Genomic DNA, 26,496 nt, shown 5'->3' with positions numbered 1-26,496 from the left:
TGGGAGAACCGTCGCGGCTGCCTGAAGAGCGCATGCTGGTCGAGCAGCTGCGGCTGCAGCTGGGCAATATCGGCAGCTCGGTCATTCCGACCATCCTGGTCGCGCTGCTGCTGGTGTGGGTGCTCTCCAACGAGCGCAACGCATTGGCGCTGCGCGCCTGGTGCGCTGCCATCGTGGTGCTGAAGCTGTACCTGGCGTGGGAGGCGCGGCGCTGGCTGGCTTCCGAGATCAGTCCCGAGCGTGCACGCCGGCTGCTGCGGCACAAGATGGTGCTCAATGCGATCGACGGCGTGGTCTGGGGCGCGCTGGCCTGGGCCGCGCTGGGCACCACCACCGTCGCCGGCAGCATCCTGGTGGTGGCCGTGCTCGCGGGCGTCGCGGGCAGCTCGATGTCCTCCCTGGCGCCGATACTGCCGGTCTTCATCGTCTTCGGCGCCGCCGAGCTGATCGTGCTGGGGGCGAAGCTGTGGACCATGGACGACCCGGCGTACGACGCGCTGGGCGTGGCCGCGATCCTCTACACCGCAGCACTGCTGGGACAGGCACGCAACGGCTCGCGGGCCGCGCGCGCGGCGATCGGGCTGCGCTTCGAGAACCTCGAGCTGATCGAGCGCCTGCGCGTCGAGACCGAGCATGCGCAGGCGGCGCACCGCGCGGCTGAAGAAGCCAATCTCGCCAAGTCCAGATTTCTCGCCGCGGCCAGCCACGACCTGCGCCAGCCGATCCATGCGCAGGGCCTGTTCCTCGAAGTGCTGGCGCGCAGCAAGCTCTCGGCCGGCCAGTACGACGCGCTGGCCAACGCTCGCGCCACATGGCAGGCCTCGGCCGAGATGCTCGACACCCTGCTCGACTTCTCGCGCATCGAGGCTGGCGTGGTCGAGCCGCAGATGCAGTCCTTCCACCTGCAGCCCCTGCTCAACAAGATCGAGAACGAACTCGCGCCCCAGGCCGACGCCAAGGGCATCGTCTACCGTTCGCGCGAAACCGATGCGGCCGTGCACTCGGACCCGGCGCTGGTGGGCCTGATCCTGCGCAACCTGGTGTCGAACGCGATCCGCTACACCGAGCGCGGCGGCGTGCTGGTGGGCTGCCGCGCGCGCGGCGACCAGCTGCTCGTCGAGGTGTGGGACACCGGCATCGGCATCGAGCCCACGCAGCACCAGGCGATCTTTCGCGAGTTCCATCAGCTCGGCAATGCGGAGCGCGACCGCCGCAAGGGCCTGGGACTGGGCCTGGCCATCGCCCAGGGACTGGCACGCGCACTCGAGCAGCAGCTCTCGCTGGTCTCGAAGCCGGGGCGCGGCACCGTCTTCAGGCTCAGCCTGCCCGTGGCGCTGATCGGCGTGGTGGCCGGCAGTGCCGACACCGCGCCCAGCGCCGCGCGCGTGTTCGACGTGCGCGTGCTGGTGATCGACGATGACGAGTCGGTGCGCACCGGCATGAGGCAACTGCTCGGCGCCTGGGGCTGCGCATGCGATGTGGCCGATTCCATCGAGGAGGCGCAGGCGCTTGCGCGCGCCCATCCGCCGGGCCTGGTCATCAGCGACTACCGCCTGCGCGAGCTGCGCACCGGTGCGGAGGCGATCGCGGCGCTGCGCGCGGAGTTCGGCGCCGAACTGCCGGCGCTCCTGATCACCGGCGACACCGCGCCGCAGCGCCTGCGCGAAGCGCGCGCCACCGGCGTGCCGCTCTTGCACAAGCCGGTGCTGCCGAGCGAGCTCTACCGCGCGATGACCTTCGTGCTGAACGGGCGCGAGCTCGATTCTTCGTTCGCGGGGCTCGACACGTCGCCGCTGGCGCTTTCGACGCGCTGAGCGTCCTCGGGCGCCGAGATCAGGCGATCATGACCTCGAGGTCGGCGGCGAGTTCGGCCGGCGCCGGCATCTCCTGGAACATCTCGCGCGACGCCTCCGCGGCCTCCGCGACCTCCGACGGCCAGCCCTCGAGCGCCTCGATCGCCGCCGGGCCTTCGCGATCCAGCGCCACCCGCCAGACGGCCAGGTGCACGATGCCGGCGAGCGGATCGAAGGGCTGCACGTCCATGGGCCGCGCGAAGCCGGCGAGGGCCGTGATGAACTCGTCGGAGAAATTCCAGCGCGAAGCCAGCTTGGCGCTGACGTCGCCGAAGTGGTAGCCGAAAGCCTGCTCCTCGGCCTGGAGCCGGTTCATGGCATCGATCGGACAGGAGGCGTTGAGCGGGGCCATCTTCTCGGGCATGACGATGGACATGATCAGATGGCCGATCGCGTGCATGCTGCCCACGGTGAAAGCGAGGTTCGGGTCGACGGCGCGCGTTGTTCCGGCCAAGTGGCGCGCGACGGAAGCGACGCGCAGGCTGTGGCGCCAGAACGTCGGCAGGTCGACGTTGGGGATCCGCTTGAAAGCGCCTGCGAGGTTCGAGCTGACCACCAGCGTCCGGATCGAGGACAGGCCGAGCATGCGGATGGCTTCCTCGATCGTCGAGATCTTCTTGCGCACGCCGTAGTACGGCGAGTTGGCCAGGCGCAGCATCTTGGCCGTGAGCACCTGGTCGACGTCGATCTTGCGAGCCACCTGCGACAGCGTGGCGTTGTCGTTCTGCAGAACCTCGATCAGATCGCGCACCACCCTCGGCACCGTGGGCAGCGAGTGATTCTCGGCAAACAGCTCGTCAAGGGTTGTCGCGTGCATGCTCGGCGGCACCTGGATGATTTTGTGGGGGCTCCATTTTCCAATGATTTCAGGCCCCGGCCCGCTCGCGCACGCGTAACAACGCACACTTCGGGCGCGCCGCGCCGGCGCTCAGAAGAAGAGCAGGTAGAACAGGCCGCCGAAGATCAGCCACTTGACGGCGTAGTAGCTCGGCTTGTTCCAGGCCTTCAGGCGCTTGCCCAGCACGCGGATCTTGTAGATCTGGGCGAAAGCCTTGTTCAGGCCGCCGATCGGCTCGCCGTCCACGTTCTGCGTGGCCGCGGCCTTGATCATGCGCCAGCCGATCTCGCGATTGATCCACCGAGCGACGGGGTTGTTGAGCGGCCGTTCGATGTCGCAGAACAGGATCAGCCGCGTTTCATCAGTGAGGTTCTCTGCGTAGTGGATGTAGGTCTCGTCGAACATCACGGCCTCGCCGTCCTTCCAGTGATAGGACTGGCCGTCGACGAAGATGCGGCAGCTCGGCGCATCCTGCGGCACCTTGAGACCCAGGTGGTAGCGCAGCGAACCCGCGAAGGGGTCGCGATGCCGCACCAGTTTGCTGCCCGGCGGCAGGATGGCGAACATCGCCGCGCGCACCGAGGGAATGCCGGCGAGAAGTTCGGTGGTCTTCGGGCACAGGCCGCGGGCCGAAGGCAGGAAATCGCCGTACCAGTTGAGGTAGAAGCGCTTCCAGCCGGTGCGGAAGAAGGAGTTGAAGCCTATGTCGGTGTAGCCGGCCGCGGCGCGGATATGGCCTTCGTCAAACAGGCTCAGGCCCTCGTCGCGGATGGTCTGCCAGTTGTTCTTCAGGACGTCGAGTTCGGGGAACTGCTTGAGGTCGATGTAGGGCTTCGACGGCACCGAAGAGAACCAGTACATCAGCACGTTGAGAGGGGCCAGGAAGGTTGAGTGGTCGCTCAGCTGGCGGCCGATGCGGTGCCGCACCTGGCCGCGGAAGTGCACGTAAAGGCCCGCGCTCAGGAAGGCCAGGGGAATCAGAAGTTTGTAGGAGAGGAAACTGGGCATGGGAGGGGACGCAAAAAGATGCGTCGAAAGTCGGCGGCCGGCAGGCGGGCCGGGCGCCAGCATACCTGCTGCGGCCGGTTTTCGCACGCGAGCCGCCGCCGCTGTCGCCTGGAGCGCGCTCAGGCGAAGTGGTCGAAGGCGCTGAAGCGCTGCGCGATCGCCGTGCCCTGCGCATCGACGATGCGCAGGCCCGGCGCGGCCTCGATGCGGCCGATGCGCGCGACCGGGGTCGCGCTGCGGCGGGCGGCTTCGAGCACCGCGGCGCTCGCGTCCTGCGGCGCGCTGAAGAGGAGTTCGTAGTCGTCGCCGCCGGCGAGCGCGCAGGCGCGCCGCAGTTCCGGGCTGAGTACCGCCGCATTCGCCGGATCGGCGCAGACGGCGATCAACGCGGCCGCGGCGTCGGCGTCGAGCGTCGCGCCCACGCCGCTGGCCGCCAGGATGTGGCCGAGGTCGCCGACCAGCCCGTCGCTCAGATCGACCGCCGCCGTCGCGATGCCGCGCAGCGCCTGCCCCAACGCCACGCGCGGCTCGGGTTGCTCCATGCGCGCGCGCGCCAGTTCGAAGAGCGCGGCCGGCAAGGCGAGCGTGCCGCGGAAGATCTCGAGCGCGAGCCGCGCATCGCCGAGCGTGCCGCTGACCCAGAGTTCGTCGCCGGGTTTTGCACCCGAGCGCAGCAGCGCCGCCCCGGCCGGCACCTCGCCGAAGGCGGTGATGCAGAGATTGAGCGGGCCGCGCGTGGTGTCGCCGCCGACCAGTTCGCAGTCGTGCGCATCGGCCAGCGCGTACATGCCGCGCGAGAAGGCTTCGAGCCAGGCCTCGTCGACCGCAGGCAGCGAGAGCGCCAGCGTGAAGGCCAGCGGCTTCGCGCCGCAGGCCGCGAGGTCGCTCAGGTTGACCGCCAGCGCCTTGTGGCCGAGCCGCGCCGGGTCGACGGTGGAAAGGAAGTGGCGGCCTTCCACCAGCATGTCGGACGACACCGCGAGCTGCATGCCCGCAGCCGGCGCGAGCAGCGCGCAGTCGTCGCCCACGCCAAGCGGGGAGCGCTTCGCGGGGCGCTTGAAGTAGCGTGCGATGAGATCGAATTCGCCGAGGCCGCTCATGCCGATCTCACTCGGCTCCGCCGCGAAAACGCAGGGCCGCTTGTCGCACGACTTCGGCCAGCAGGCGCTCCTTGGCCTGCCGTTCGCGCAGCCAGCGCGCATCGTTGCGATTGGCCTCGACGCTGGTGCGCAGCTCGCCGAGGGCTTGCGTGGCGTCGAGCGCCTCGCTGTGCCATTCGAGCTGCGTCATGGTCATGAGGATGTGGTCGCGCAGCGGCATGTGCTCGCCGCTCGCGGGGTCGACGTAGAGCGCGTCGAGCCCGAAGCGGCAGGCCTGGAAGCGGTTGTAGGTGTAGACCAGGTAGTCGTCCTCGTTCGGCGTGAAGGGCTGCTCCTGCAGGAACCAGGCGGCCAGCGACTGCACGTAGCCGGCCAGCGCCGCAGCGCGCTCGACCGTGAGCGGCGTGTCGAACACGCGGATCTCGATGGTGCCGAACTCGGGCTTGGGCCGGATGTCCCAGTAGAAGTCCTTCATGCTGCGCACGACGCCGGTGCGGGTCATGCGCTCGAAGTAGTTGCCGAACTCCTTCCACGACAAGGTGAAGGGCGCGCGGCCAGACAAAGGAAAGGCGAACACCGAATTGAGCCGCGCCGAGTCGAACTGCGTGTCCTGCCCCTGCACGAAGGGCGAGGAGGCCGACAGCGCGATGAAGTGCGGGATGTAGCGCGACATGCGGTGCAGCATCAGCAGCGCGCCGTCGGCATCGGGGCAGCCGATGTGCACGTGCTGGCCGAAGATGGTGAACTGCTTCGACAGGTAGCCGTAGAGCTCCGACAGCTCGCGAAAGCGCGGCTTGTCGTAGATGCGCCGCTCGTGCCACTGCTGGAAGGCATGGGTGCCGCCGCCGACCACCGCGATGTTGAGCTTGTCGGCGTTCTTCACCAGCGCGTCGCGGATCGGCGTGAGCTGGGCGATCACGTCCTTCGCCGAATGGCAGATGTCGGTCGAGATCTCGATCATGCTCGAGGTCATCTCGGGCACCACGCTGCCGGGCAGCGGGGTCTGCGCCATCAGGCGCAGCATGTCCTCGGCATAGGGCGCGAGGTCGTAGTCGTGGGTGTTGACCAGCTGCAGCTCGAGCTCGACGCCGAGCGAGAGCGCGACCGACTTGTTGAAGGGCTCGAGCGGCACCACGCGGCTCGACGGCGAGGCGGGCAGGGCGGGGGGGTCGTCGGCGCGCAGGTCGGTGGTGGTGGTCACGTCGCTCATCGTTGCGTGTCCTCCGTCGTGCTGAACGCCTCGGGCGTCCAGGGTTGGGAACTCTCGCCGGCGCCGTGGATGGCGATGGTGGCGAGCACGGCGCCAAGCACTTCCATCAAGAGGATCGCCGGCAATGCGATCTGCGTGATCATCGCACCCAGCAGCGGCGATGCCGAGACGAAGGCGGAGGTGATCAGGAGCGCGATCGAGGACAGCGGCGACATCGCGCAGCCGACCCAGAAGGCCTGCTTCCAGCTCGCGCCGCTGCCCGGATTGGCGATCGCGACGCCCGCGATCTTGGCGAAGGTGCGCACGCCGATCACCGCCAGCACCACGCTGGCGACCGGCAGGCTCCAGTCGGCCTGCGCGGCGACGATCGACACCAGCACGAACATCAGCATGGTGAGCAGCGAGGCCGCGGTGCCGAGCTGGCGCGGCCAGGCCCAGGGCTTGGGATGCAGCGCCTTCAGCAGCACGCCGCCGATCAGCGCCGCCAGCGGCGCCGAGCCGCCGAAGTGCGCGGCCAGCGCGGCGCCGGCGGCAATGATCGCGAGCAGCAGGATGGAGGTGTTCTCGCTGGCCGGGCTCATCACGCGCAGCGCCGAGCGCAGCGAGAGCGCCATCAGCGCGCCGACCACGAACGAAAGGCCCAGCACCACCGCCACCGGGTAGAGCTTCTGCAGCAGGCCCAGCGGCGCGTGCTCGATCAGTCCGGCTTGCGCGTAGCCGAGGGCGAGCGCGTAGAAGGTGTTGAGCGTGGCCAGCGTCATGGCGCGCTCGGTCACCGGGCCCGAGGCGCGGGTGTCCATCACCACCCGGCTCAGCACGGCCGGCGAGGCGACGATCGCCATCAGCGCGATCGGATTGGCCACCGGGTCGGGCACGTCGAGCCAGTGCAGCACCCAGAACACGCAGAAGTAGGTCAGCGTCGCCTCCAGCAGGCTCTGCACCAGCACCATCGGGTTGTGGCGGAACCAGCGCAGCGGCAGGCGGCCGCCGGCCTCGAACAGCACGATCGCCACGCCGAGCTCGAGCAGGAACAGGCTGATGCCCTGCAGCGGCCAGATCGCGCCTTCGAAGCCGGCAAAGCCAACCACGGTGCCGACCACCGAATAGCCGACCACCTTGGGCATGCCCATGTAGCGCTGCACCAGGTGGCCGGCCGCGGCCGCGGCCGCCAGCAGCAGCGACCACAGGACCGTGGGCAGGCCGGCCGAGGGCCGCACCCATTCGGCCCAGAAGCCCAGCAGATCGTTGGAAAAGAAGGACGTCATCAGGCGGGCAGATTCAAGACACCAGAGCGCGCACGGCGTTCATGGTTCGAAGAGAGGAGTTGCGTCAGTGCAGCACGCGCGAGACGGGCACACCGCCCGTGTCGGCTTCCAGCACGAACATGGGAATCGGGACGTCGAAGCGTTCGCCGCGCTCGGTCACGAAGAAATAGCTCCCGTGCATGGTACCGCTCGGCCCCTGCAGCCGGCATCCGCTCGTGTAGCGGAAGGACTGCCCCGGCGCCAGGAGCGGTTGCTGGCCGATCACGCCGAGGCCCTTGACCTCCTGCGTGTGTCCGGATGCATCGTTGATGAGCCAGTGGCGTGAGATCAGCTGCGCGGCCTCCTTGCCTGTGTTGGTGACGGTCACCGTGTAGGCAAAGGTGTAGACCCGGTCTTCGGGGGAAGACTGGTCTGGCAGGTAGCGGGGCTCCACCTGAACGTTCATCGGATTGCTGGACATCGCCGGAATGGTACCTTGCCCCCACGCTCCGTCACTGCGTGTACTCGCTGCCCCCCGAGGGTGCAGCTGCAGGCCGCCCGTCTGCGCGAAGCGCGGACTTCGCCGCGCTGGCGGCCCGGCGTCGGCCTGGACAAGCTCCCTGCGACAATCGAGGCCATGAGCAGCCCGTTCCGCATCGCCCCCTCCATTCTTTCGGCCGACTTCGCGCGCCTCGGCGCCGAAGTGAGCGACGTGATCGCCGCCGGCGCCGACTGGATCCATTTCGACGTGATGGACAACCATTACGTGCCGAACCTCACCTTCGGCCCCATGGTCTGCCAGGCGCTCCGCCCGCACGCGAAGACCGCCGACGGCACGCCGGTGCCGATCGACGTGCACCTGATGATCGAGCCGGTCGATGCGCTGGCCGCCGCTTTCGCCCAGGCCGGGGCCGACTACATCAGCTTCCATCCCGACGCCTCGCCGCACGTGCATCGCAGCATCCAGGCCATCAAGGCGGCCGGCTGCAAGGCCGGGCTGGTGTTCAACCCGGGCGCGGGGCTGGAGCCGCTGGACTGGGCGATCGACGAGATCGACCTGATCCTGATCATGAGCGTGAACCCGGGCTTCGGCGGCCAGAGCTTCATCGATTCGGCGCTGCGCAAGATCGAACTGGCGCGCAAGCGCATCGAAGAGACCGGGCGCGACATCCGGCTCGAAGTCGACGGCGGCATCAAGGTCGACAACATCGCCCGGGTCGCCAGCGCGGGCGCCGACACCTTCGTCGCCGGCAGCGCGATCTTCAATGCCAAGGACTACGCGAGCGTGATCTCGGCCATGCGCGCTCAACTCCAGACCCCGCTCACGGCTTGAGCTGGTCGTTGTAGACGCGGTCCGTCACCGGCCCGCGGTCGGTGTCGACCACGCCGCGCTCCACGTCCTCCAGCGCCTGGCGGCCCACGCGCGGTGCGCCGCTGCCGTCCTGGTTCTGCTGGCTGTCCGAGGACTGGTCGCGCTCGTGCGGCAGGCGCGGCGCCGATTCGCCGTCCTGTTCGACTTTGGTCTTTCCGCCTACAGCGTCCTTCGCCGGATCGGTCTTCGCGGGGGCTTTGGGCTTGCGGGCCATGGCTTGCTCCTTTGTCATCGATCGCTTGTCGCACGGCGAAGTGCCAAGCCCGGTAGGACCGCCATGCGCCGCGTTGTAGGATGGCCGACGAGATGAGCCCGCAACCCACCGACACCCTTCGCATCCACGGTTACGCGGCCTTGCAATCGGGCCCGCGGCTCATGGTGTTGGGCGGCGTGCATGGCGACGAGACCTGCGGCACCGCCGGCATCGAACGCGTGGTCGCCGAGCTCGACGCCGGGTTGCTGCAGCTGCTGCGCGGCCAGCTCACGATGGTGCCGGTCGCCAATCCGCTCGCGCGCCGCCTGGGCCGGCGCGAGGGCGAGCGCAATCTCAATCGGCTGTTCCGTCCGAGCCGGCCGGGCCTCGATCCGGCCGACTACGAAGGCCGCATCACCGACTTGCTGTGTCCGCTGCTCGACCGGCACGAGGTGCTGCTCGACCTGCATTCCTTCCAGAGTGCGGGCGAGGCCTTCGCGATGATCGGCCCGCGCGACAACACCGGCACGCTCGAGCCCTTCGCGCGCGCTTTCGAAGAGGGCCAGCTCGCGCTGCACCTGGGCACCCCGCGCGTGGTCGAGGGCTGGCTCGACATCTATGCCGCTGGGCTCGCGCAGCGCGCCGGTGGACAGCCGGCCGACGATGCGGCGCTGGCCTTCGGCTGGGGCACCAACGAGTACATGCGCAGCCGCGGGGGCTATGGTGTCACGCTGGAATGCGGGCAGCACGAGGACCCGGCCGCGCCCGAGGTGGCCCACCGGGCGATCCTGGCGGCGCTGCGCCTGCTGGGCATGATCGCGTCCGATCCTCAGGCAGCGCCGCCGGCGGCACCCTCCCTGCTGCGGCTGGTCAGCGTGACCGATCGTCTCGACGAAGAAGATCAGTTCGTGCGCGAATGGGCCACCTTCGATCCGGTGGCGAAGGGCGAGCCCATCGGCGTGCGCGCCGACGGCAGCGTGGTGCAGGCCGATCGCGACGGCTTCATCGTGTTCCCGAATTCGGCCGCGCTGCCCGGCACCGAATGGTTCTATTTCGCGGTCGAGAGCGAACGCGACCTGAGCCGGCCCCTGCCGGGCGTCTGAGGCGCGAAAGCGCTCGCCGCCTCCCAATTTCCTCCGTTTTTGCCGGCGAGCATCGGGTGCCTGTCACCCATTCGGAGCTATTCCCATGGCACTTTCGCCCGCCGTCGGCGTTGCCCTCAGCCTGAGCTGTTTGTTCGTTGCGCTGCCGCGCGTCATCGCCAGGCGCGAGGCCCGCGCCGCAAGTCCCGCCGCCGTGCGTTTCGAGCCCGTCGAGCGCCGCTGCATCGATCTGCGGCAGCTGCTCGAGGAGATGCCCCGCGCGAGCGGTGCGGCGCTGCGAGCCGCCGGCATCGAGATCGATCAACGCTTGCCGGATGGCGCGCTCTGCGTCTGGGCCGACGCGGAGGAGTTGCGGCGCATGCTCGCGCACATCGTGCGCCTGGCCTGCGATGCCATGCCGCGCGGCGGCGTGCTGCGAATACTGGCGCGTTCCGAAGGCGCGCAGGCCGCGGTGAGCTTCATGGATTCGAGCCTCGCGTCGCAGCAGCCGCGGCTGGCGCCGATGTTCGATCGCCTGTCTGCCGCGCGGCAGAAGACGGACCCGGCCGACAGCGAGATCCGCGAGTGCGCCGTGCTGTCGCGGCGGATCGCCGATCGCCATGGCGGCCGCCTGTACGCCGCGCCCTCGTCTCTCGGCGGTCTCGGGATCACCTTGCGCATGCCCTTGACGAACGTCGATGCGGCACCGGCGCCATGGGGTGCGCTGTCATGATGGCCGGCGATGCCCGGCAGCCCATGCATGCAAAGAGCGGCCCCCCGGATGGGCTCGATGCGCGTGCGATCCTCGAGGCCGTTCTGCCCTATGCGGCAGCGCTGTGCTTCTTGCTGGCGGTCCTCGTCGCGGCGCTGGAGGAGCGCCGTTGCGACGGCGCCGCTGCGGACCCCTCGACGCTGGCGCCATTGATGTCGACCGCCCAACCGGCGCCGGCTGCCGACGGCGAATGCAGGCCGCAAACCGGCGTCAGCGGCGCGCCGACGGAATAAGCGCGGCCGTGCGAGCGCTGCCTTGCAGCGCCTGCGGCCGGCCCGGGCCCGGCATGTCGGGCATCCCGGCGCCGCGGGGCGGGCGCCGGCCCGGAACCGGCGGGCGATCGATCGCCGGGCTGGCCGCCGGATCCACCACCAGCGTCAGCGTGGCCACGTACTGCTTGCCTTCCTCGCGCACGGCACCGATCGTCGTGCCGCCGGCCTGGAGCGCGATTCCGTCGTTGCTGTTCAAGGTATCGCGAAGGCTGGCGCGCCGGTACTGCGGCAGCTGGGTGTAGAGGAACTCGCTGAGCGCATCGGGCAGGAAGAACTGCGAGGTGAGCACGGCGCGCGTTGCGTTGATCACCTTGAAGTGGATGTGCGTGGTGCGGCCCGCGTACCAGCCGGGATAGATGGTGCTGAACACGGCGGTACCGTCATGGGCGGTGGTCTGGCTGCCCCGCAGGAAGGTCTTGCCCTGCATCGACAGCCCGCGATCGTCGCCCTGGCTGTCATAGCCCGAATAGCGGCCTTGCGCATCGCAGTGCCAGATGTCCACGCGCAGTCCGGGCAGCGGCTTGCCGTTCATGTCCAGCACGGCAAAGCGCACCTCGAGCGGTACGCCTTCGAGGCCTTCGGTGATGTCGGAGCGGACTTTGAGCGCGTCGAAGTAGTAGGGGCCCTCGGTCGTTGCGGCGGTCAGCGGCAGCTTCGGGGCCGCGGCTTGCGCGGCGGGGGCGGCGGCGGCCAGGCCCGCGGCGCCCAGGCTTGCGAGCAGGCTGCGGCGGCGCAGCGTGGGGTGTTGGTCTTGTGTCATGGATCTCTTGTTGCTGAAGTTTCGAATGCTCAGAAAGAGGTTCCGATCTGGAACTGGATTCGCTGAGTCCGGTCCGCGGCAATGCCGTTGGCATCGTCCTGCTTCTGGTAGTTGATCGGAACCGCATAGGCCAGGCGCAGGGGACCGAGCGGAGAGATCCAACTGATCCCCAGCCCCGCGGAGGTGCGGATCCGGTTCTGCGCGCGCCATTGCGCGTCGGTCATGCCGGCCGTGCGCTCGGCGAAGACATTGCCCGCGTCGAAGAAGCTGTAGAGACGCAGGGAGCGGTCGTTGCCCGCGCCGGGAAAGGGCGTGCTGAACTCCATGTTGAAGATGGCCTTGCGCGTGCCGCCGAGCGCGCCGGCCGTAACGGCATCCCGCGGGCCCAGCGAGTTCTGCTCGAAGCCGCGGACCGACCCCAGGCCGCCTGCATAGAAGTTCTTGAAGATGGGAAAGTCCGTGCCGCCCAGCGCGTTGGCATAACCGAGCTGGCCGTTGACGGCCAGCGTGTACTGCTTCGACAGCGGGAAGTACTGCTGGTACTGGTAGCTGCTCTTCATGTAGCGCACGTCCTTGCCCACGCCCAGCTCGAGGTTGGCGCTCTGCAGCTTGCCGCGGGTCGGCACCAGTGCGCTGTCGCGGTCGTCGCGCGACCAGCCGATGGTGAAGGGAACGGTGTAGATGCTGTTGTTCGCGCAGGTGACGCTGGGTGCAGTGCCGGTGCACTGGAAGTAGTCGAGGTAGGCCTGCGGCGTGGCGGTGTAGACATAGCTGCCGTTGACCAGCGTGTAGCTGCCATTGCTGCCCGGCGTGAAGACGTAGCGCTCCAGGCCGGCGCCGAAGTAGACCGTGTCCAGCTCGCCGAAGGGCACGCCGAACTTCACCGAGCCGCCCTGGCTCACCAGCTTGTAGTTGCCGTCGGCCTCGTAGTACGGGCGGGTCGAGGTGTGGAAGAGATTGATCGTGCGGGAGATCCCGTTCATCGTGAAGTAGGGGTCGGTGGCGGTGAGCGAGACGGTCCTGCTGTAGGAGCTCGTGTTGACCTGCAGCCCCAGGTAGTTGCCGGAGCCGAACACGTTCTCCTGGGTGATGCCGAAGCTGAGCGAGATCTTGTCGGTGCTCGAATAGCCCGCGCCGAGCTGCAGCGCGCCCGTGGGCTTCTCGGCCACGTTGATCGTCAGGTCGACCTGGTCCGGCGAGCCCGGCACCTCCTGCGTCTCCACATTCACCTCAGTGAAGAAGCCCAGGCGGTCCACCCGGTCGCGCGACAGCTTGATCTTGTCGCCGTCGTACCAGGACGCCTCGTACTGGCGGAACTCGCGCCGGATCACCTCGTCGCGCGTGCGGTTGTTGCCCCCGATGGCCACCCGCCGCACGTACACCCGCCGCGAGGGCTCCGCCTTCAGCGTCAGCGACACGCGGTTGTTGGTGCGGTCGATCTCGGGCTCCGCCTGCACCCGCGCGAACGCGTAGCCGAAGGTGCCGAAGTAGTCGGTGAAGGCCTTGGTGGTCTCCGTCACCTGCTCGCCGTTGTAGGGCTCCCCGGGCTGGATCGTCACCAGCGACTTGAACTCCTCCTCGCGCCCGAGGTAGTTGCCCTCCATCTTGACCCCGGCCACCACGAACTTCTCGCCCTCGGTGAGGTTCACCGTGATCGCGAGGTCCTGGCGGTCCGGCGAGATCGCCACCTGCGTGGAGTCGATGCGGAACTCCAGGTAGCCGCGCGTGATGTAGTAGGAGCGCAGCGTCTCCAGGTCGGCGTTGAGCTTGGCGCGCGAGTACTGGTTGCTCTTGGTGTACCAGCTCATCCAGCCGCCCGCGTCCTGGTCGAAGAGATCCAGCAGCGTGCCTTCGCTGAAGGCCTTGTTGCCCACGATGCGCACTTCGCGGATGCGCGCGGCCTCGCCTTCGGTGACGGTGAAGGTCAGGTTGACGCGGTTGCGCTCGATCGGCGTGACGGTGGTGACGACCTGGGCGTTGTACAGGCTGCGGCTGACGTACTGGCGCTTGAGCTCCTGCTCGGCGCGGTCGGCCAGGGCCTTGTCGTAGGGGCGGCCGTCGGCCAGGCCGACCTCGCGCAGCGCCTTCTGCAGCGCGGCTTTGTCGAACTCCTTGGTGCCCACGAAGTCGACGTCGGCGATGGTGGGGCGCTCCTCGACGATCACCACCAGCACGTTGCCGCTGACGTCGATGCGCACGTCCTTGAACAGGCCCAGGTCGAACAGCGCGCGGATGGCAGCCGTGCCGCGCTCGTCGCTGTAGGTGTCGCCCACGCGCAACGGCAGCGAGGCGAAGATGGTGCCGGGCTCCACGCGTTGCAGGCCTTCGACCCGGATGTCGCGTACCGTGAAGGGCTCGACGGCCCAGGCGGCGCATGCGGACACGGCCATGCCGATGAACGCCGCCACGCGACGGAGGCGGAAGCGAGTACCTGTTGCAGGGATGAATGGGGCGAAGCACGGCACCGCAGGGGCGGTGCCGTCGGGTGAGCGGCGCACATGCCGAGCGAAGTTCATGGCACCGATGATCGATGCCGAGTTCGGAGAAATCTGGGAGCTGCTCCGCACCGCCGGCGTGGGGCCGCGGCAACAGCGATCGAAGGCTGACGGCGCCGATTTGCGAATTCCTCAATGTCTCCGCAGTTGACACACAAAGTCACAGGGCGAAGACCAGTGCGCTGGAGAGGGGTCACACCCAATCAATGCCGGCACTGGCTGTCCATAACCGCTGCCAACTTGAGCTCCAAGTGAACGAACAAAACTCGCCCATTGCGCCATTGCTGCGCACCGCATCTCTTCTGCTCGCGATGGCCGGTGCCGCCGTCGCAGCCCAGGCGCAGAACGCGATCGAATCGGTCACGAGTTCGATGCAATCCGGCTCGGAAATCATCCGTGTCGATCTCGCGCAGCCGTTGGCCGCGCTGCCGAACGGCTTTTCCGTCCAGTCGCCGGCGCGCATTGCGCTCGATTTCCCGGAGGTCGCGAACGCCGTCGGCCGATCGGCCATCGAGATCAACCAGGGCAATCTGCGCTCGGTCAACGTGGTGCAGGCGGCTGAGCGAACGCGCCTGGTGCTGAACCTGAAGCAGGCGACCGCGTACAAGATGGATATCCAGGGCAAGTCGCTGCTGGTGTCGCTGGAGCCGGCGCCCGGCGCGGCGCTGGTCGCGTCCACTTCTTCGGCCTTCGCGGAAGACCGCAGCCGCGCCACGCTGCCGCTGCGCGACGTCGATTTCCGCCTGGGCTCGGACAACACCGGCCGCGTGATCGTCGACCTGGCCAACAACCAGGTGGGCGTCGACATTCGCCAGCAAGGCAAGAACCTGGTGGTCGAATTCACCAAGTCGACCCTGCCCGAGGGCCTGCGCCGCCGTCTGGACGTTTCCGATTTCGGCACCCCCGTCCAGTTGGTGACGACGCAGCAGTCCGGCGACCGCGTGCGCATGACCATCGAGCCCAAGGGCGACTGGGAGCACAGCGCCTACCAGAGCGAGAACCAGTTCGTCGTCGAGGTGCGCCCGCGCAAGGTCGACCCGACCAAGCTCACGCAGGGCGCCGGCTACAGCGGCGAGAAGCTCTCGCTGAATTTCCAGAACATCGAGATCCGCTCGCTCCTGCAGGTGATTGCCGACTTCACGAACTTCAACATCGTGACCTCGGACTCCGTCACCGGCACGCTCACGCTGCGCTTGAAGGACGTGCCCTGGGACCAGGCGCTGGACATCATCCTGGAGGCCAAGAACCTGGGCATGCGCAAGAGCGGCAGCGTGCTGCGCATCGCACCCGAGGACGAGATCAACGCCAAGGAGAAACTCAAGTTCGAGGCGCAGGCCACGATCCAGAACCTGGAGCCGATGCGCACCCAGTCCTTCCAGCTGAACTACACCAAGGCCATCGCGATCGCACAGGGCCTGACCGGCACCGGCGCATCGAGCGGCGGTGGCGGCGGTTCGGGAACGACGACGCGCATCCTGAGCCCGCGCGGCAGCGTGATCGCCGAATCGCGCACCAACCAGCTCTTCGTTTCGGACATCCCCTCGCGCCTCGCGCAGGTCGCCGAGCTGATCCAGAGGCTCGACGTCCCCGTGCGCCAGGTGCTGATCGAAGCGCGCATCGTCGAGGCTTCGGACACCTTCAGCAAATCGCTGGGCGTCAAGTTCGGCGGGTCGTCCAGGGGCAGCCGCAGTTCGATCGGCACCCAGCCCACGACGAGCAGCGACGGCACCGCCTCCTTTTCGGAGACCTCCACCAGCAATTTCGTCAACCTGCCGGCGAGCAGCTCAAGCGGCGCCTCGGTGGGAAGCTTTGCCGTCTCTCTCTACAACGCCAGCATGTCGAAGATCCTGAACCTCGAAATATCCGCGCTGGAAGAGGATGGCAAGGGCAAGGTCGTGGCGAGCCCGCGCGTCGTCACCGCCGACCAGACCAAGGCCCTGATCGAACAGGGCACCGAGCTTCCCTACCAGGTGGCCACTTCGAGCGGCGCCACCTCGGTCGCGTTCAGGAAAGCGAACCTCAAGCTCGAGGTCACGCCGCAGATCACGCCGGAAGGCAACATCATCCTGACGCTGGACGTGAACAAGGATTCCGTCGGGCAATCGACAACCGCCGGCTACGCGATCAACACCAAGCATGTGCAGACCGAAGTGCTGGTCGACAACGGCGGGACGGTCGTGATTGGCGGCATCTTCGAACAGACGGACAACAACGACGAGTCGCGCGTTCCGGTGCTGGGCGAACTCCCGGTCGTCGGCACCTTGTTTCGATCGCGCACGCGCGAGATGAAGAAGACCGAGCTCCTGATCTTCATCACGCCGAAGATGATTGCCGACCGCAACGCGGCCAGGTAGGCATCCAGCCCGAAACCTCCGGGGTTTCTCGCCTTGGCAATCGGCAGGGAAGCCGTGATGCCAGGCACGGCAAATGGCGCCACTCAGGGCGCCAGGTTGATGACAAGACCGGGTCGCGACGGGGCAGAGTCCCGTCGCGACTCACAGTGCGCTATCAGAAAGCGTGGCGGATGCCGAAGTCGTAGCCGGTGGAGGAGCGCGGCAGGCCCGTGTAGCTCACGCCGTTGCTGCTGTAGCCCGTGGTGATCGCCGAACTCAGGCTGCCGGTGTAGGCCGCATCGTTGCGGTTGTTCACGCGCGCGACTGTGGCGTACAGCGCGGTGCGCTTGGACAGGTTGTGCACATAGCCCAGGGCCAACTTCTGAACGCGCGGATCCTCGCCGGTGATGCCGGCGGCGCCTTCGTTGTAGCGGACCGTGGAGTACGACGCGCGGATCAGGCCTGCACCCACGGGAACGGTCGCGCCGATCAGGTAGCCGTTGTAGCTGTCATAAGTGTTGCCGAGCGCGGTATCGAACTTGTTCTGCACGTTCGAGAGTTCACCGAACAGCTTGACCGGCCCGAAGTCGTAGGACGCGCCGAGGTTGATGGTCTGCACCTTGCGCGTGAGCGCCAGGGTGTCGACGGCGATGTTCTGGCCCGCCGACACTGCGACGTCCAGCGGCCCGTTCGCCCAGCCGAAGCGCCCGCCGATGTAGCGCCCGGCGTTGCTGTTGGTCGACGCCGTGTCGCCCGCCGTGCTGCTGTCGGTGTTCTCGTGCAGGCTGTACTGGAGCTGGCCGTAGAAGCCGCCCAGGTTCGGCGGCAGGAAGTAGCCGATCGAGTTGCTGGCGCGCACGTAGTTCGTGTTGTTCAAGCCGGTGCTGCCGTTGACGGAGCTGATCACGTTGGTGCCCGATCCGTTGGTGCCGAAGGGGTCGAACACGGTGTCGTTCCAGAAGGTGGGCGTGTAGTCGCGGCCCAGGCGCAGTTCGCCGAAGCCGCCGGACAGGCTCACCGTCGAGCGGCGGTTGAAGGTGGAGATGCCCGTCGCGCCGTCGTCGTTGGTGATCGGCGCTTCGAGCCAGAAGCTGGCGGCGAGGCCGCCGCCGAGGTCTTCGGTGCCGCGGAAACCGATGCGGCTCGAGTTGTAGCCGGAATTGGAGAGCGTCGTCCTGGTCTGCTTGGAGCTGGCGCCGGTCGCCGCATCTCGTGAAGTCGCAGATTGATAGCTGACGCCGGCGTCAACGACGCCGAACATCGTGACGGACGACTGCGCAGCGGCCAGGCCGGTCACAGCGAGAGCGGCGATTGCCGTAAGGGATTTTTTCATTCAGGTTTTCTCCGGTTTCGAACGAGGCACGACCTCTTCGAGCCATGACCCGCTCAACAGGCCGAAATTGGTCCAGGTGCGAGGCGATCCTGGACAACATCGCGACCGCCCTCATCGGGCAGCTGGTCGGATGGTCTCGTTCAAAGTTGGAGGAATCTGGTAAGTGCGGGATGCATCGCATTGCCCGTTGTTTGTACACACCATCTGCAAAGCGTCGGCTTGGAACCTCGTCTCAACGAGCCGCTTAGATTTCTCCCCATTCGCACGAAATGATGTCGGCATCGCCCGCTGTCGCAACGCGAAAGCGCGAGCGGTTGAAGACCGACTGCTGGAGATCCACACACATGATTCGCTCCTGGCCACTGATGGCAGTGATCTGCGGCACGCTCGCGCTTGGCTGCGCCGACACAAGCCGCGCTACGACGAGTTCCAATTCGGCCCTCGAAATCGGATCGTTCCTCGACGGCGCGATGCCCTCCCGTTCGCAGTCTTGGTGGTCCGGCTTTGACGACGAGACGATGAACGAGCTGATCGGGATGGCACGCCGGCATTCCGCTTCGACGAGCGCTGCGAGGCCGCTGAATGCAGTGCCTGTCGAGATCGGTGTTGCCGCCGCATACGTCTCGCTCAGGGTACAGGCCTTCAGCCTGACGTACCTGGAGAACGCGCGGTCCGCCGCCGCACGGCAGTTGCAGCTGATGATTGCGAGCAATCCGGAGCACGATGACTTCATCAAGGAACTCGTCGGCCGCAAGACCAAGGCTGACGATGCGATCAGGAAGATCAGGGCGCAGCGCGAAATCCATATCGCGTTTCTTGCCGCCCAGTGCGGCATGTCGGAAGCGGCCCTGACCGACGTCATCGGCGCCGCCCTCGCAGACCGGACGAGAACGCTTCCCAAGTTCCTTGCGCCGGTGCCGAGCGCGCTGCCGGAGGCGTTGCTCGCAAACCGCGACGATGTCAATCTCGCTGCGGCGCTCTACGGCATCGACTCGGCGGCAGCATTCGCCTACGCGATCGAGGCCACGGATGCGTCGAGCGGGCGCTCGGCGAACGATGAGGCTCAGGCGGCGCTCCTCGGCCATCCCCTCTATCTCGCCATCGTGGCCCAGGCGCGAAACGAAGTGTCCGAGGCCTTGCAGCGCCTGCAAACGCAAAGCGATATCGCGAACGCCGCATACAACCGGATGCGCGACGCGAATGCCGAATTCGAGGCGGCCAAGAAGCGCCGCGATCGGGGCGAAATGTCGGAAGTCCAGCTCATGGAGGATTTCCTGGGTCTGTTGCAGCATCTGCAAATGGTCGCCGTCGCCAACGGCGATCTCGCGGTCGCTTGGATCGCACTCTTCGCTCGGCTGGGCAACGGAACGTCGATCGACGGCAGCTCGGCTTCGAGATCGGCGCTGCTCGATGCTCTACCTAAAGTCTCCCAAAAGACGCGTGATCCTCGGGATTCGAAGGAGCCCTGAATGACCATTTCCTTGCAGAGAACGCACGGCGGCGCAGTGTCCATGTGGCCCCGCCACGGATACCCGACATCGGACCCGGTCCAGAGCCCATACCGCATCCCCGGCACAGCGTCTTTCCACGAGCTGGCGGCATCGCTGGGCGTGCAGCAGCTCGTCCGTACATTCGGTCCTGCGTTCCCCCACATGCGCATCTTGCGGGACCTCGTCATCCCGATGCCCGCAGCTTGCCCGGTGCGCACCGCCAGGATCGATGCCGTGATCGTGTGCGAAACCGGCGTCTATCTCTTCGAGATCAAGGCTTGGCGAAATGCCTTTGTCTACCGGAAGAACTCCGACCAGGCGCCGCCGCGCTGGTTCTTGCGCCTCCATGGGTGCAGCAGGGCTCGCGAGGTCTCGGACCCTGCCTTGCAGGGCGGCCGCAAGACCACGCAACTGCGAAGCCTGCTGCCCGACGACCTGAGGCTGCAGTATTTCGTCCTGCTGCCTTGCGAAGGCGTCGAGCTCGAAGGCGTGATGCCGGCCGCCATCGTCACGCATCAGGACCTGTCCTATATCGCGCGCCTGGCACGCAACAACGGCCGTACCGCGCGAAGCTATCCGCTGCTGAATGCCGATGCCATCGAACGGACGGTGCAATTGCTGGGGGACATCCAGGGCGAGCTGACGATCGACGACCACATGCACAACTGCCGGGAAGGCAGGGAAGGAGCCTCGGCCCTGACGACTCAATGAGTCGCGTCCCGGCATCCTGATGGCCCGCATCGTCATCGTCGAGGACCAACTCGACATCGCATCGGTCGTTCAGGACTACCTGCGCGCTGCGGGTTACGAAACCACGCATTTCGCCGATGGCCAAGGTGCGCTCGAGCACATCGTCGAATCGCCGCCCGACCTGACTCTGCTCGATATCGGGCTGCCACGCCTCGATGGCATCGAAGTACTTCGCAGCGCGCGCGAGCACACCGACCACCCGGTCATCATGGTCACTGCCCGGATCGAGGAGGTCGACCGCCTGCTCGGCCTCGAGCTCGGTGCCGATGACTATGTGTGCAAACCCTTTTCTCCGCGCGAGCTGGTCGCACGCGTGGGCGCCGTGTTGCGGCGCTTTTCCCCCAACGATGCAAGGACCCGAACCGGGCAGCACCTGCCAGGCCTGGTGCTCGACGGCGTGTACTGGCGAGCCTCGCTCGACGGTACAGCGCTCAATCTGACGCGCCGCGAGTTCAGCCTCCTGCAGGTGCTGTCGCGGCATCCGGGCCGCATCTATTCGCGAGCACGCCTGCTCGAACTCACGTTCAGCGCCGGAGCCGACGTGACCGATCGCGCGATCGACAGCCACGTCAAGAACCTGCGGCGCAAACTTGGCGTCGTCACGCCCACGCACGAGTGGATCCGATCGATCTATGGCGCAGGGTTTGCGTGGGAGCCTCCGCTCGGACCTTCTCCCAATTTCCTCCCAATTCGGCTTCCAACATCCGCCCGCCGCGCGTGATGGAACTGCCGCCACGCGCGTGCCGCAGAATGCGGCCATGCGCCGACCTCCCCACCAATGCCACGCCTGACGCTCAGCAGAAAGATCTTCTTCGCCCTGGCCACCCTGCTGGTCGTCCTGCTGCTGCTTTCCGCGGCCTTTTCCATCTTTGCGCTGCAGCGCGGCCTGGGCCCCTATGTCGCGGAGATCGAGATCCGCCGCATGGACTGGCTGGCGCAGTTGCTGCAGAAGCACTACGCCGCCAACGGCAGCTGGGACAAGCTGCGCAAGGACGAGGGCGCCTGGCATCGGCTGCAGATGGGGGATCCGGGCACGGCGCAGGTCGAGACCCGCGACAAGGACGATGCCCGGCTGCCGCCGTGGTACGCACGGCCGCGGCGCTTCGAAGACCGTCCTCCGCCTGGTTTCGCGCCGCAGCTGGAGCTCTTGCCCAGGCATTTCATGCCTCCGCCTCCGCCCGGCTTTTTCGCCGATCCGCGAGAAGCGGCAGATTCGATCTACCAGCGGCTGGGCGTGGTGGACGCATCCGGCGCACGGGTCGCCGGCGCCAGCGTCGATATGGCGTCGGCCGCCCAGCTGCCGATACGCAGCGGCCGCCTGGTCATCGGCCATCTGGTGCTGGCGCCCGTCGAAGGACTCGACAGCGAAGCCGACCGGGCGTTCTTCGCGCGCCAGTCGGGAGTCATCGTGCTGACCGGCCTGGTCGGCCTGGTCTTCGCGCTGGTGCTGTCCTGGCAGTTGGCGCGGCGCTGGCTCAGCCCGATCGATGCGCTCACGCAGGGTGCGCAGGACGTGGCGCGCGGACGGCTCGGCATCCGCGTGCAGGTGCGCGGTTCGGACGAACTGGCCTTGCTGGGCCGCACCTTCAACAACATGGCCGAGCGCCTGGACACGGTCGAGACCTCGCGGCGCGCCTGGCTGGCGGACGTGGCGCACGAGCTGCGCACGCCGCTCGCCGCCATGCGCGCCGAGATCGAGGCCTTGCAGGATGGCGTGCGCAGCTTCGACGACCGCACCGCATTGCGGCTGCACCGGCAGGTCATGCGGCTGGGCCAGCTGGTCGACGACCTGCGCAGCAGCATGCGCGATCCGCCGGCCGAATCGTTGACGAAGGCGCCCGTCTTTCCGCTCACCTTGCTGAAGGAGGCCTTGGCCATGACGCGCAATCGCTTCGCCCAGCACCGCATTGCGGTGGATGCGCAGGCTATCGAGGCCCTGGCGGCACAATCGCAACCGGTGGTCGACGGCGATGCGCATCGCCTGCACCAGGTCTTCATGAACCTGCTCGAAAACACACTCTCCTACACCGATGCGGGCGGCGCCCTGCGCATCGGCGCCGCCGTCGAGGGAAGCAGCGGCGCGCAGCGGCTGGTGCTGCGCTTCGACGACAGCGCGCCGGGCGTCGCGGCCGACGAGCTGCCGCGGCTGTTCGAGCGGCTGTTCCGCGCCGAAGGGTCGCGCAGCCGCGCGCTGGGCGGCTCCGGCCTCGGCCTGTCCATCTGCCGCGCCACGATCGAGGCGCACGGCGGCGAGATCGACGCCTTGGCGTCTCCCCTCGGCGGCGTGCGGATCACGCTGTGGCTCCCGCTGGCGCCAACGTCATGAGCCGGATCCTCATCGTCGAAGACGAAGCCGACATCGCCTCGGTGCTGCAGGACTACCTGCGCCATGCCGGCTACGAGACCGAGCACGTGGCCGATGGCCACAGCGCGCTGGCCCGCATGCTCGAGGCGCCGCCCGACCTCAGCCTGCTGGACATCATGCTGCCGGGTCTCGACGGCCTGAGCGTGCTGCGGCAGGCCCGCGTGCACACCCGGCACCCGATCATCATGCTCACCGCGCGCATCGAAGAGGTCGACCGCCTGCTCGGCCTGGAGCTGGGTGCCGACGACTACGTGTGCAAGCCCTTCTCGCCGCGCGAAGTCGTCGCGCGCGTGAAGGCAGTTCTCCGGCGCGTTCAAGGCGAGGCCGCGGCGGACCAGGCGACGTCGTCCCTGCAGCTGGACGACGTGCATTGGCGCGCATCCCTGAACGGCACCGCGCTCAACCTGACGCGACGCGAGTTCCGCCTGCTGCAGGCGATGTCGCGGCACCCCGGCCGCATCTTCTCGCGCGCCCGGCTCCTGGAACTGGCCTACGAGGACGACGCCGACGTGTCCGAACGGGCCGTGGACAGCCACGTCAAGAACCTGCGCCGCAAGCTCTCGAGCGCCGCACCCTCGCACGACTGGATCCGCTCCGTCTACGGTGTGGGATTCGCGTTCGAGGCGCCGCTCGAATAGGGAACGCTTCCCAGATTTCTCCCAAGTCGATTCGCACACTTCGTCCCATCCCTCGACTGGATGAACGAATGAAAACGACACACGCCTGCACAGCCCTTCTGCTGGCCGCGACCTTGACGGGTTGCATCATGCTGCCGCCCCCGCCTGCACCGTTCGCGCCGCCGCCCCGGCCCGGCGCTTCGATGCCGCCCTTCGCCTACCGCGGACCGCCTCCGGAAGTGTCGGACGCCTGCGCCGGCCAAGCCGAAGGCGCGCGCTTCGAGATGCCGGGGCGGCGCGGCGACACCCTCTCGGGCACCTGCGAGCGAGCTCCCGATGGCAGGCTGATCCTGAGGCCGGACGGTTCGCGCTGACATTTCCCCGCGGAGGGCGGGAAAACCCTGATCGGCAGCCAGCTTGTATATCGATATAGTAAACCGGTACAGTAAATCGATACACCGCGATTCTGTGCACTCTTTCGATACAAGACTGGAGACAAAGCATGGTTTCGATCCCACGCCGCCGATTCGTGCATGCGGGCGCTGCCGCATCGCTGGCCGCCCTTGCAGGATTTCCTGCCCTCGTCCGCGCGCAATCGACCATTGCGCTGCGCTTCTCCTCCTCGATGCTGGCGGACGACAACGCCGCCCACTACGTGTGGTGCCAGCGCCTGCAGGCCAATCTCAAGGCGGCCGTCGGCGACGCCATCCGCATCGACTACTTCCCCAACAACCAGCTGGGCAAGGAAAGCGACGTGGTTCAGCAGGTCAAGGTCGGCTCGGTCGACATGATGGTGACCGGCTCCTCCATCTTCGCCACCATCTCGCCCGAGATCGGCATGCTCGACCTGGGCTACCTGTTCGACAGCTACGCCCATGCCGGCAAGGCGCTCGAAGGCCCGGCCGGGACAACCCTCAACGAACTGCTGCAGAAGCGCTCGGGCTGCACCATCCTGACCTGGGCCTCGCACTTCGGCGCGCGCAGCGTCTACACCAAGGCACCGGTCAAGTCGCTGGCGGAGATCAAGGGCGTGAAGCTGCGCGTGCTGCCCACGCCGGCCTTCATCGAGACTTTCAAGCTGATGGGCGCGATCCCCACCCCGATTCCCTTCGGCGAGCTCTACATGGCGGCGCAGACCGGCGTGGTCGACGGCTTCGAGCACGATGCGGCCACGGTGCTGGCCAGCAAGCTCAACGAGGTGGTCAAGTCCTGCTGGCTCACCGAGCACCTGTTCAGCCCGATGGTGGTGGTGATCGGCAAGCGCGGCATGGACAAGATTCCCGCCAGCCTGCGCCCGGCCTTCCTGAAGGCGGTCCACGATGCGACCACGCAGCAGCGCGCCATCGCGAGCGACAAGGGCAAGGCCGCGATCGAGGAACTGCAGCGCAAGGGCATGAGCTTCTTCCCGATGGCTGCGGCCGACCGCGCCGCTGTGCGCAAGGAGATGGAAAGCAGGCTCTGGGCCGACTTCGCCAAGCAGTACCCGGCGACGGCGCCCCTCTTCGCCGCGGTCAACGCGGCGCGGGTCTGAGACCATGTCCGCGCTCGCCGCACCCGCGCTGGGCTTTCGCCACGACACCGTCTCGGGCGGCTGGCTCAGCGCACTGAACCGCTGGACCGAGATCCTGTCGGCCGTCGTGCTGGCGGCCGACGTGGTCGTGGTCTTCCTCTCGGTCGTGTTCCGCTACTTCCTGCACGACCCGGTGGACTGGGCCGAGGAGATCGCACGTGCGCTGATGATCGTGCTGGTCTTCTTCGGTGCTGCCACCGTGCTCGCGCGCAGCCAGCACGTGGGCATCGACCTGTTCCGCCACCTGCTGCCCGCGCACTGGCAGCCGGCGCTGATGCAGGTGAGCCACTGGATCATCGCGGGCGTGGCCGCGAGCCTCTTCGTCTCGTCGACCCTGCTGCTCGTCGACACCTACGGACAGACCACCTCGATCGGCCTGCCGCAATGGCTCTACGTCTATCCGGTGGTGATCGGCAGCCTGTTCATGACGCTGTTCGGCCTGGCCAATGCGCTCAACGGTCCGCGCCGCGTGGTGCTCGGTACGCTGGCTGCCTGCGTGCTGCTCGCGGCGACGGTCTTCGGCTGGAACGCGCTGGTGCCGCAGCATGCGATCCCGAGCGGCCTGCTGCTGGCGGCCGGCTTCATCGGCGGGCTGGTGCTGGGCGTGCCGATCGGCTTCGTGCTGGCCTTCTCGGCGCTGCTCTACTTTCTCTCCGATCCTTCGCTGCCGATGCTGATCTACTCGCAGCAGGTCATGGCCGGCACCGACCACTTCGTGCTGCTGGCCATTCCCTTCTTCGTGCTGGCCGGCCTGCTGATGGAGTCCAACGGCATGTCCTCGCGGCTGATCGAGCTGCTGCTGCGCATCTTCGGCCGCGTGCGCGGCGGGCTGGGCCTGATCACCATCACCGCGACCGCCTTCTTCTCGGGCGTGTCGGGCTCCAAGCTGGCCGACATCGCCGCGGTGGGCGGCATCGTGATGCCGGCGGTGCGCCGCACCAAGCAGGACCCGAACGAAGCCGCGGGCCTCTTGGCCTGCACGGCCGTGATGGCCGAGACCATCCCGCCCTGCATCAACATGATCATCATGGGCTTCGTGGCCAACATCTCGATCGCCGGCCTTTTCATGGCCGGCCTGGTGCCCGCGGCCGTGATGGCGCTGGCGCTGGGCGCGCTGGCGATCATCGTCGGGCGCAAGATCAATCCCGACGATGCTTTCGAAAAGCGCACGCCGCTTTTCAAGCTGCTCGGCGGCGCGCTGGTCGCGATCGTCATGGTGGGCATGATCGGCAAAGGCGTGACCTCGGGCGTCGCGACCTCGACCGAGGTCTCGGCCTTCGCCGTGGTCTATGCGCTGGTGGTCGGCAGCCTGGCCTTCCGCGAGCTCAGCGCGCGCGCCATGGCGCAGCTCTTCGTGCGCTCGGCCTCGATGGCGGGCAGCATCCTCTTCATCGTCGCGGCCGCGTCCAGCGTGTCCTTCGCGCTGACCATCGAGCAGATCCCGCAGCTGGTGTCGTCCACCATGATCGCCTTCGCGCAGCAGTACGGCAGCGTGATGTTCATCCTGCTGTCGGTGGCGATCATGATCGTCTTCGGCGCCGTGCTCGAAGGCGCGCCGGCGCTGATCATCTTCGGCCCGCTGCTGACGCCGATCGCGCAGCAGCTGGGCATCAACCCGCTGCACTTCGGCACGGTGATGGTGATCGCGATGGGCCTGGGCCTGTTCGCGCCGCCCATCGGTCTCGGCTTGTTCGCCACCTGCGCGATCACCGGCACCGAGGTGAAGAACGTGGCCCGGCCCATGATGAAATACCTGGCAGTGCTCCTGGTGACGCTGGTCGTGCTGGTGCTCGTCCCGTCGTTCTCCTTGTGGCTCCCGAACCGGCTCGGGCTGTAGCC

24 protein-coding genes are annotated in these 26,496 nt (G+C 67.5%); 14 read left to right on the top strand and 10 right to left on the bottom strand.

Annotation, left to right across the window (positions count from 1 at the left end; all coding sequences use genetic code 11):
• The first annotated feature begins 32 nt into the window (after positions 1-32).
• The gene (locus ACSQ86_RS26985; RefSeq protein WP_436309968.1) at positions 33-1,814 is read left to right on the top strand and encodes an ATP-binding response regulator; all 1,782 of its coding nucleotides are present in this window, start codon (positions 33-35) and stop codon (positions 1,812-1,814) included.
• A 19-nt stretch (positions 1,815-1,833) separates the two neighbouring features.
• Here the strand turns inward: ACSQ86_RS26985 and ACSQ86_RS26980 are convergent, their stop codons facing one another.
• From ACSQ86_RS26980 to apaG, 6 genes are all read right to left on the bottom strand, one after another.
• A complete protein-coding gene (locus tag ACSQ86_RS26980; RefSeq protein ID WP_436309967.1) occupies positions 1,834-2,670 on the bottom strand; it encodes an HDOD domain-containing protein in 837 nt (278 codons plus the stop codon).
• Between the two features lie 111 nt (positions 2,671-2,781).
• On the bottom strand, positions 2,782-3,699 hold the full coding sequence (locus ACSQ86_RS26975; RefSeq protein ID WP_436305824.1) for an aspartyl/asparaginyl beta-hydroxylase domain-containing protein: 918 nt from the start codon (positions 3,697-3,699) through the stop codon (positions 2,782-2,784).
• 119 nt (positions 3,700-3,818) lie between these two features.
• A complete protein-coding gene (gene thiL / locus ACSQ86_RS26970; protein WP_436309966.1) occupies positions 3,819-4,799 on the bottom strand; it encodes a thiamine-phosphate kinase in 981 nt (326 codons plus the stop codon).
• Positions 4,800-4,806: 7 nt separating this feature from the next.
• The gene (locus ACSQ86_RS26965) at positions 4,807-5,931 is read right to left on the bottom strand and encodes a YbdK family carboxylate-amine ligase (protein WP_436310310.1); all 1,125 of its coding nucleotides are present in this window, start codon (positions 5,929-5,931) and stop codon (positions 4,807-4,809) included.
• Between the two features lie 74 nt (positions 5,932-6,005).
• Positions 6,006-7,274, bottom strand: a complete 1,269-nt coding sequence (locus ACSQ86_RS26960; protein ID WP_093110025.1) for a cation:proton antiporter — start codon at positions 7,272-7,274, stop codon at positions 6,006-6,008.
• A gap of 64 nt (positions 7,275-7,338) precedes the next feature.
• Entirely contained in the window at positions 7,339-7,734 is a 396-nt protein-coding gene (gene apaG / locus ACSQ86_RS26955) for a Co2+/Mg2+ efflux protein ApaG (RefSeq protein ID WP_436305822.1), read from the bottom strand.
• A 156-nt stretch (positions 7,735-7,890) separates the two neighbouring features.
• On the opposite strand from apaG, the gene rpe reads away from it, so the two are divergent.
• Positions 7,891-8,586, top strand: a complete 696-nt coding sequence (gene rpe, locus ACSQ86_RS26950; protein WP_436309965.1) for a ribulose-phosphate 3-epimerase — start codon at positions 7,891-7,893, stop codon at positions 8,584-8,586.
• On the opposite strand, the gene ACSQ86_RS26945 is transcribed toward rpe, so the two are convergent.
• A complete protein-coding gene (locus ACSQ86_RS26945; RefSeq protein WP_436305820.1) occupies positions 8,576-8,839 on the bottom strand; it encodes a hypothetical protein in 264 nt (87 codons plus the stop codon). The genes rpe and ACSQ86_RS26945 overlap by 11 nt on opposite strands.
• Before the next feature lie 92 nt (positions 8,840-8,931).
• On the opposite strand from ACSQ86_RS26945, the gene ACSQ86_RS26940 reads away from it, so the two are divergent.
• The 3 genes from ACSQ86_RS26940 to ACSQ86_RS26930 all read left to right on the top strand — a co-directional run bounded on the left by ACSQ86_RS26940 (position 8,932) and on the right by ACSQ86_RS26930 (position 10,905).
• Positions 8,932-9,921 (top strand): succinylglutamate desuccinylase, encoded by a 990-nt coding sequence (locus ACSQ86_RS26940; RefSeq protein ID WP_436309964.1) that lies wholly within the window; start codon positions 8,932-8,934, stop codon positions 9,919-9,921.
• A gap of 85 nt (positions 9,922-10,006) precedes the next feature.
• Positions 10,007-10,633, top strand: coding sequence for a sensor histidine kinase (locus tag ACSQ86_RS26935; protein WP_436309963.1), 627 nt, complete (start codon positions 10,007-10,009; stop codon positions 10,631-10,633).
• A complete protein-coding gene (locus ACSQ86_RS26930; protein WP_436309962.1) occupies positions 10,630-10,905 on the top strand; it encodes a hypothetical protein in 276 nt (91 codons plus the stop codon). The genes ACSQ86_RS26935 and ACSQ86_RS26930 overlap by 4 nt, the downstream gene beginning before the upstream one ends.
• Here ACSQ86_RS26930 and ACSQ86_RS26925 read toward each other — a convergent pair.
• Complete coding sequence (locus ACSQ86_RS26925; protein WP_436309961.1) at positions 10,883-11,704, bottom strand: intradiol ring-cleavage dioxygenase; 822 nt, start codon at positions 11,702-11,704, stop codon at positions 10,883-10,885. The two genes, ACSQ86_RS26930 and ACSQ86_RS26925, sit on opposite strands and share 23 nt — an antisense overlap.
• Before the next feature lie 29 nt (positions 11,705-11,733).
• Positions 11,734-14,094 carry an outer membrane protein assembly factor BamA gene (gene bamA, locus ACSQ86_RS26920; protein WP_436309960.1) on the bottom strand — a complete coding sequence of 787 codons (2,361 nt, stop codon included), beginning with the start codon at positions 14,092-14,094 and terminating at the stop codon, positions 11,734-11,736.
• Between the two features lie 416 nt (positions 14,095-14,510).
• Here bamA and pilQ point away from each other — a divergent pair, with 416 nt between their 5' ends.
• Positions 14,511-16,553, top strand: a complete 2,043-nt coding sequence (pilQ, locus tag ACSQ86_RS26915; RefSeq protein WP_436310309.1) for a type IV pilus secretin PilQ — start codon at positions 14,511-14,513, stop codon at positions 16,551-16,553.
• Between the two features lie 154 nt (positions 16,554-16,707).
• On the opposite strand, the gene ACSQ86_RS26910 is transcribed toward pilQ, so the two are convergent.
• Entirely contained in the window at positions 16,708-17,865 is a 1,158-nt protein-coding gene (locus tag ACSQ86_RS26910; protein ID WP_436309959.1) for a porin, read from the bottom strand.
• A 344-nt stretch (positions 17,866-18,209) separates the two neighbouring features.
• Between ACSQ86_RS26910 and ACSQ86_RS26905 the strand changes: the two genes are divergently transcribed.
• From ACSQ86_RS26905 to ACSQ86_RS26870, 8 genes are all read left to right on the top strand, one after another.
• Positions 18,210-19,334 (top strand): hypothetical protein, encoded by a 1,125-nt coding sequence (locus ACSQ86_RS26905; protein WP_436309958.1) that lies wholly within the window; start codon positions 18,210-18,212, stop codon positions 19,332-19,334.
• A complete protein-coding gene (locus ACSQ86_RS26900; RefSeq protein ID WP_436309957.1) occupies positions 19,335-20,066 on the top strand; it encodes a nuclease-related domain-containing protein in 732 nt (243 codons plus the stop codon).
• Positions 20,067-20,085: 19 nt separating this feature from the next.
• Positions 20,086-20,826, top strand: coding sequence for a response regulator (locus ACSQ86_RS26895; RefSeq protein ID WP_436309956.1), 741 nt, complete (start codon positions 20,086-20,088; stop codon positions 20,824-20,826).
• A gap of 57 nt (positions 20,827-20,883) precedes the next feature.
• The gene (locus ACSQ86_RS26890; protein ID WP_436309955.1) at positions 20,884-22,431 is read left to right on the top strand and encodes an ATP-binding protein; all 1,548 of its coding nucleotides are present in this window, start codon (positions 20,884-20,886) and stop codon (positions 22,429-22,431) included.
• Positions 22,428-23,108, top strand: coding sequence for a response regulator (locus ACSQ86_RS26885; protein WP_436309954.1), 681 nt, complete (start codon positions 22,428-22,430; stop codon positions 23,106-23,108). Before ACSQ86_RS26890 ends, ACSQ86_RS26885 begins: the two co-directional genes overlap by 4 nt.
• Positions 23,109-23,176: 68 nt before the next feature.
• A complete protein-coding gene (locus ACSQ86_RS26880) occupies positions 23,177-23,461 on the top strand; it encodes a hypothetical protein (protein ID WP_436309953.1) in 285 nt (94 codons plus the stop codon).
• A gap of 128 nt (positions 23,462-23,589) precedes the next feature.
• On the top strand, positions 23,590-24,618 hold the full coding sequence (locus ACSQ86_RS26875) for a TRAP transporter substrate-binding protein (protein ID WP_436305809.1): 1,029 nt from the start codon (positions 23,590-23,592) through the stop codon (positions 24,616-24,618).
• A gap of 4 nt (positions 24,619-24,622) precedes the next feature.
• The gene (locus ACSQ86_RS26870; protein WP_436309952.1) at positions 24,623-26,494 is read left to right on the top strand and encodes a TRAP transporter large permease; all 1,872 of its coding nucleotides are present in this window, start codon (positions 24,623-24,625) and stop codon (positions 26,492-26,494) included.
• Positions 26,495-26,496: the final 2 nt, after the last annotated feature.

Origin of the sequence: Variovorax sp. LjRoot130, from assembly GCF_964253755.1 — a bacterium.
Classification (GTDB): domain Bacteria; phylum Pseudomonadota; class Gammaproteobacteria; order Burkholderiales; family Burkholderiaceae_C; genus Variovorax.
This window is presented reverse-complemented; position numbering and strand designations above follow the sequence as displayed.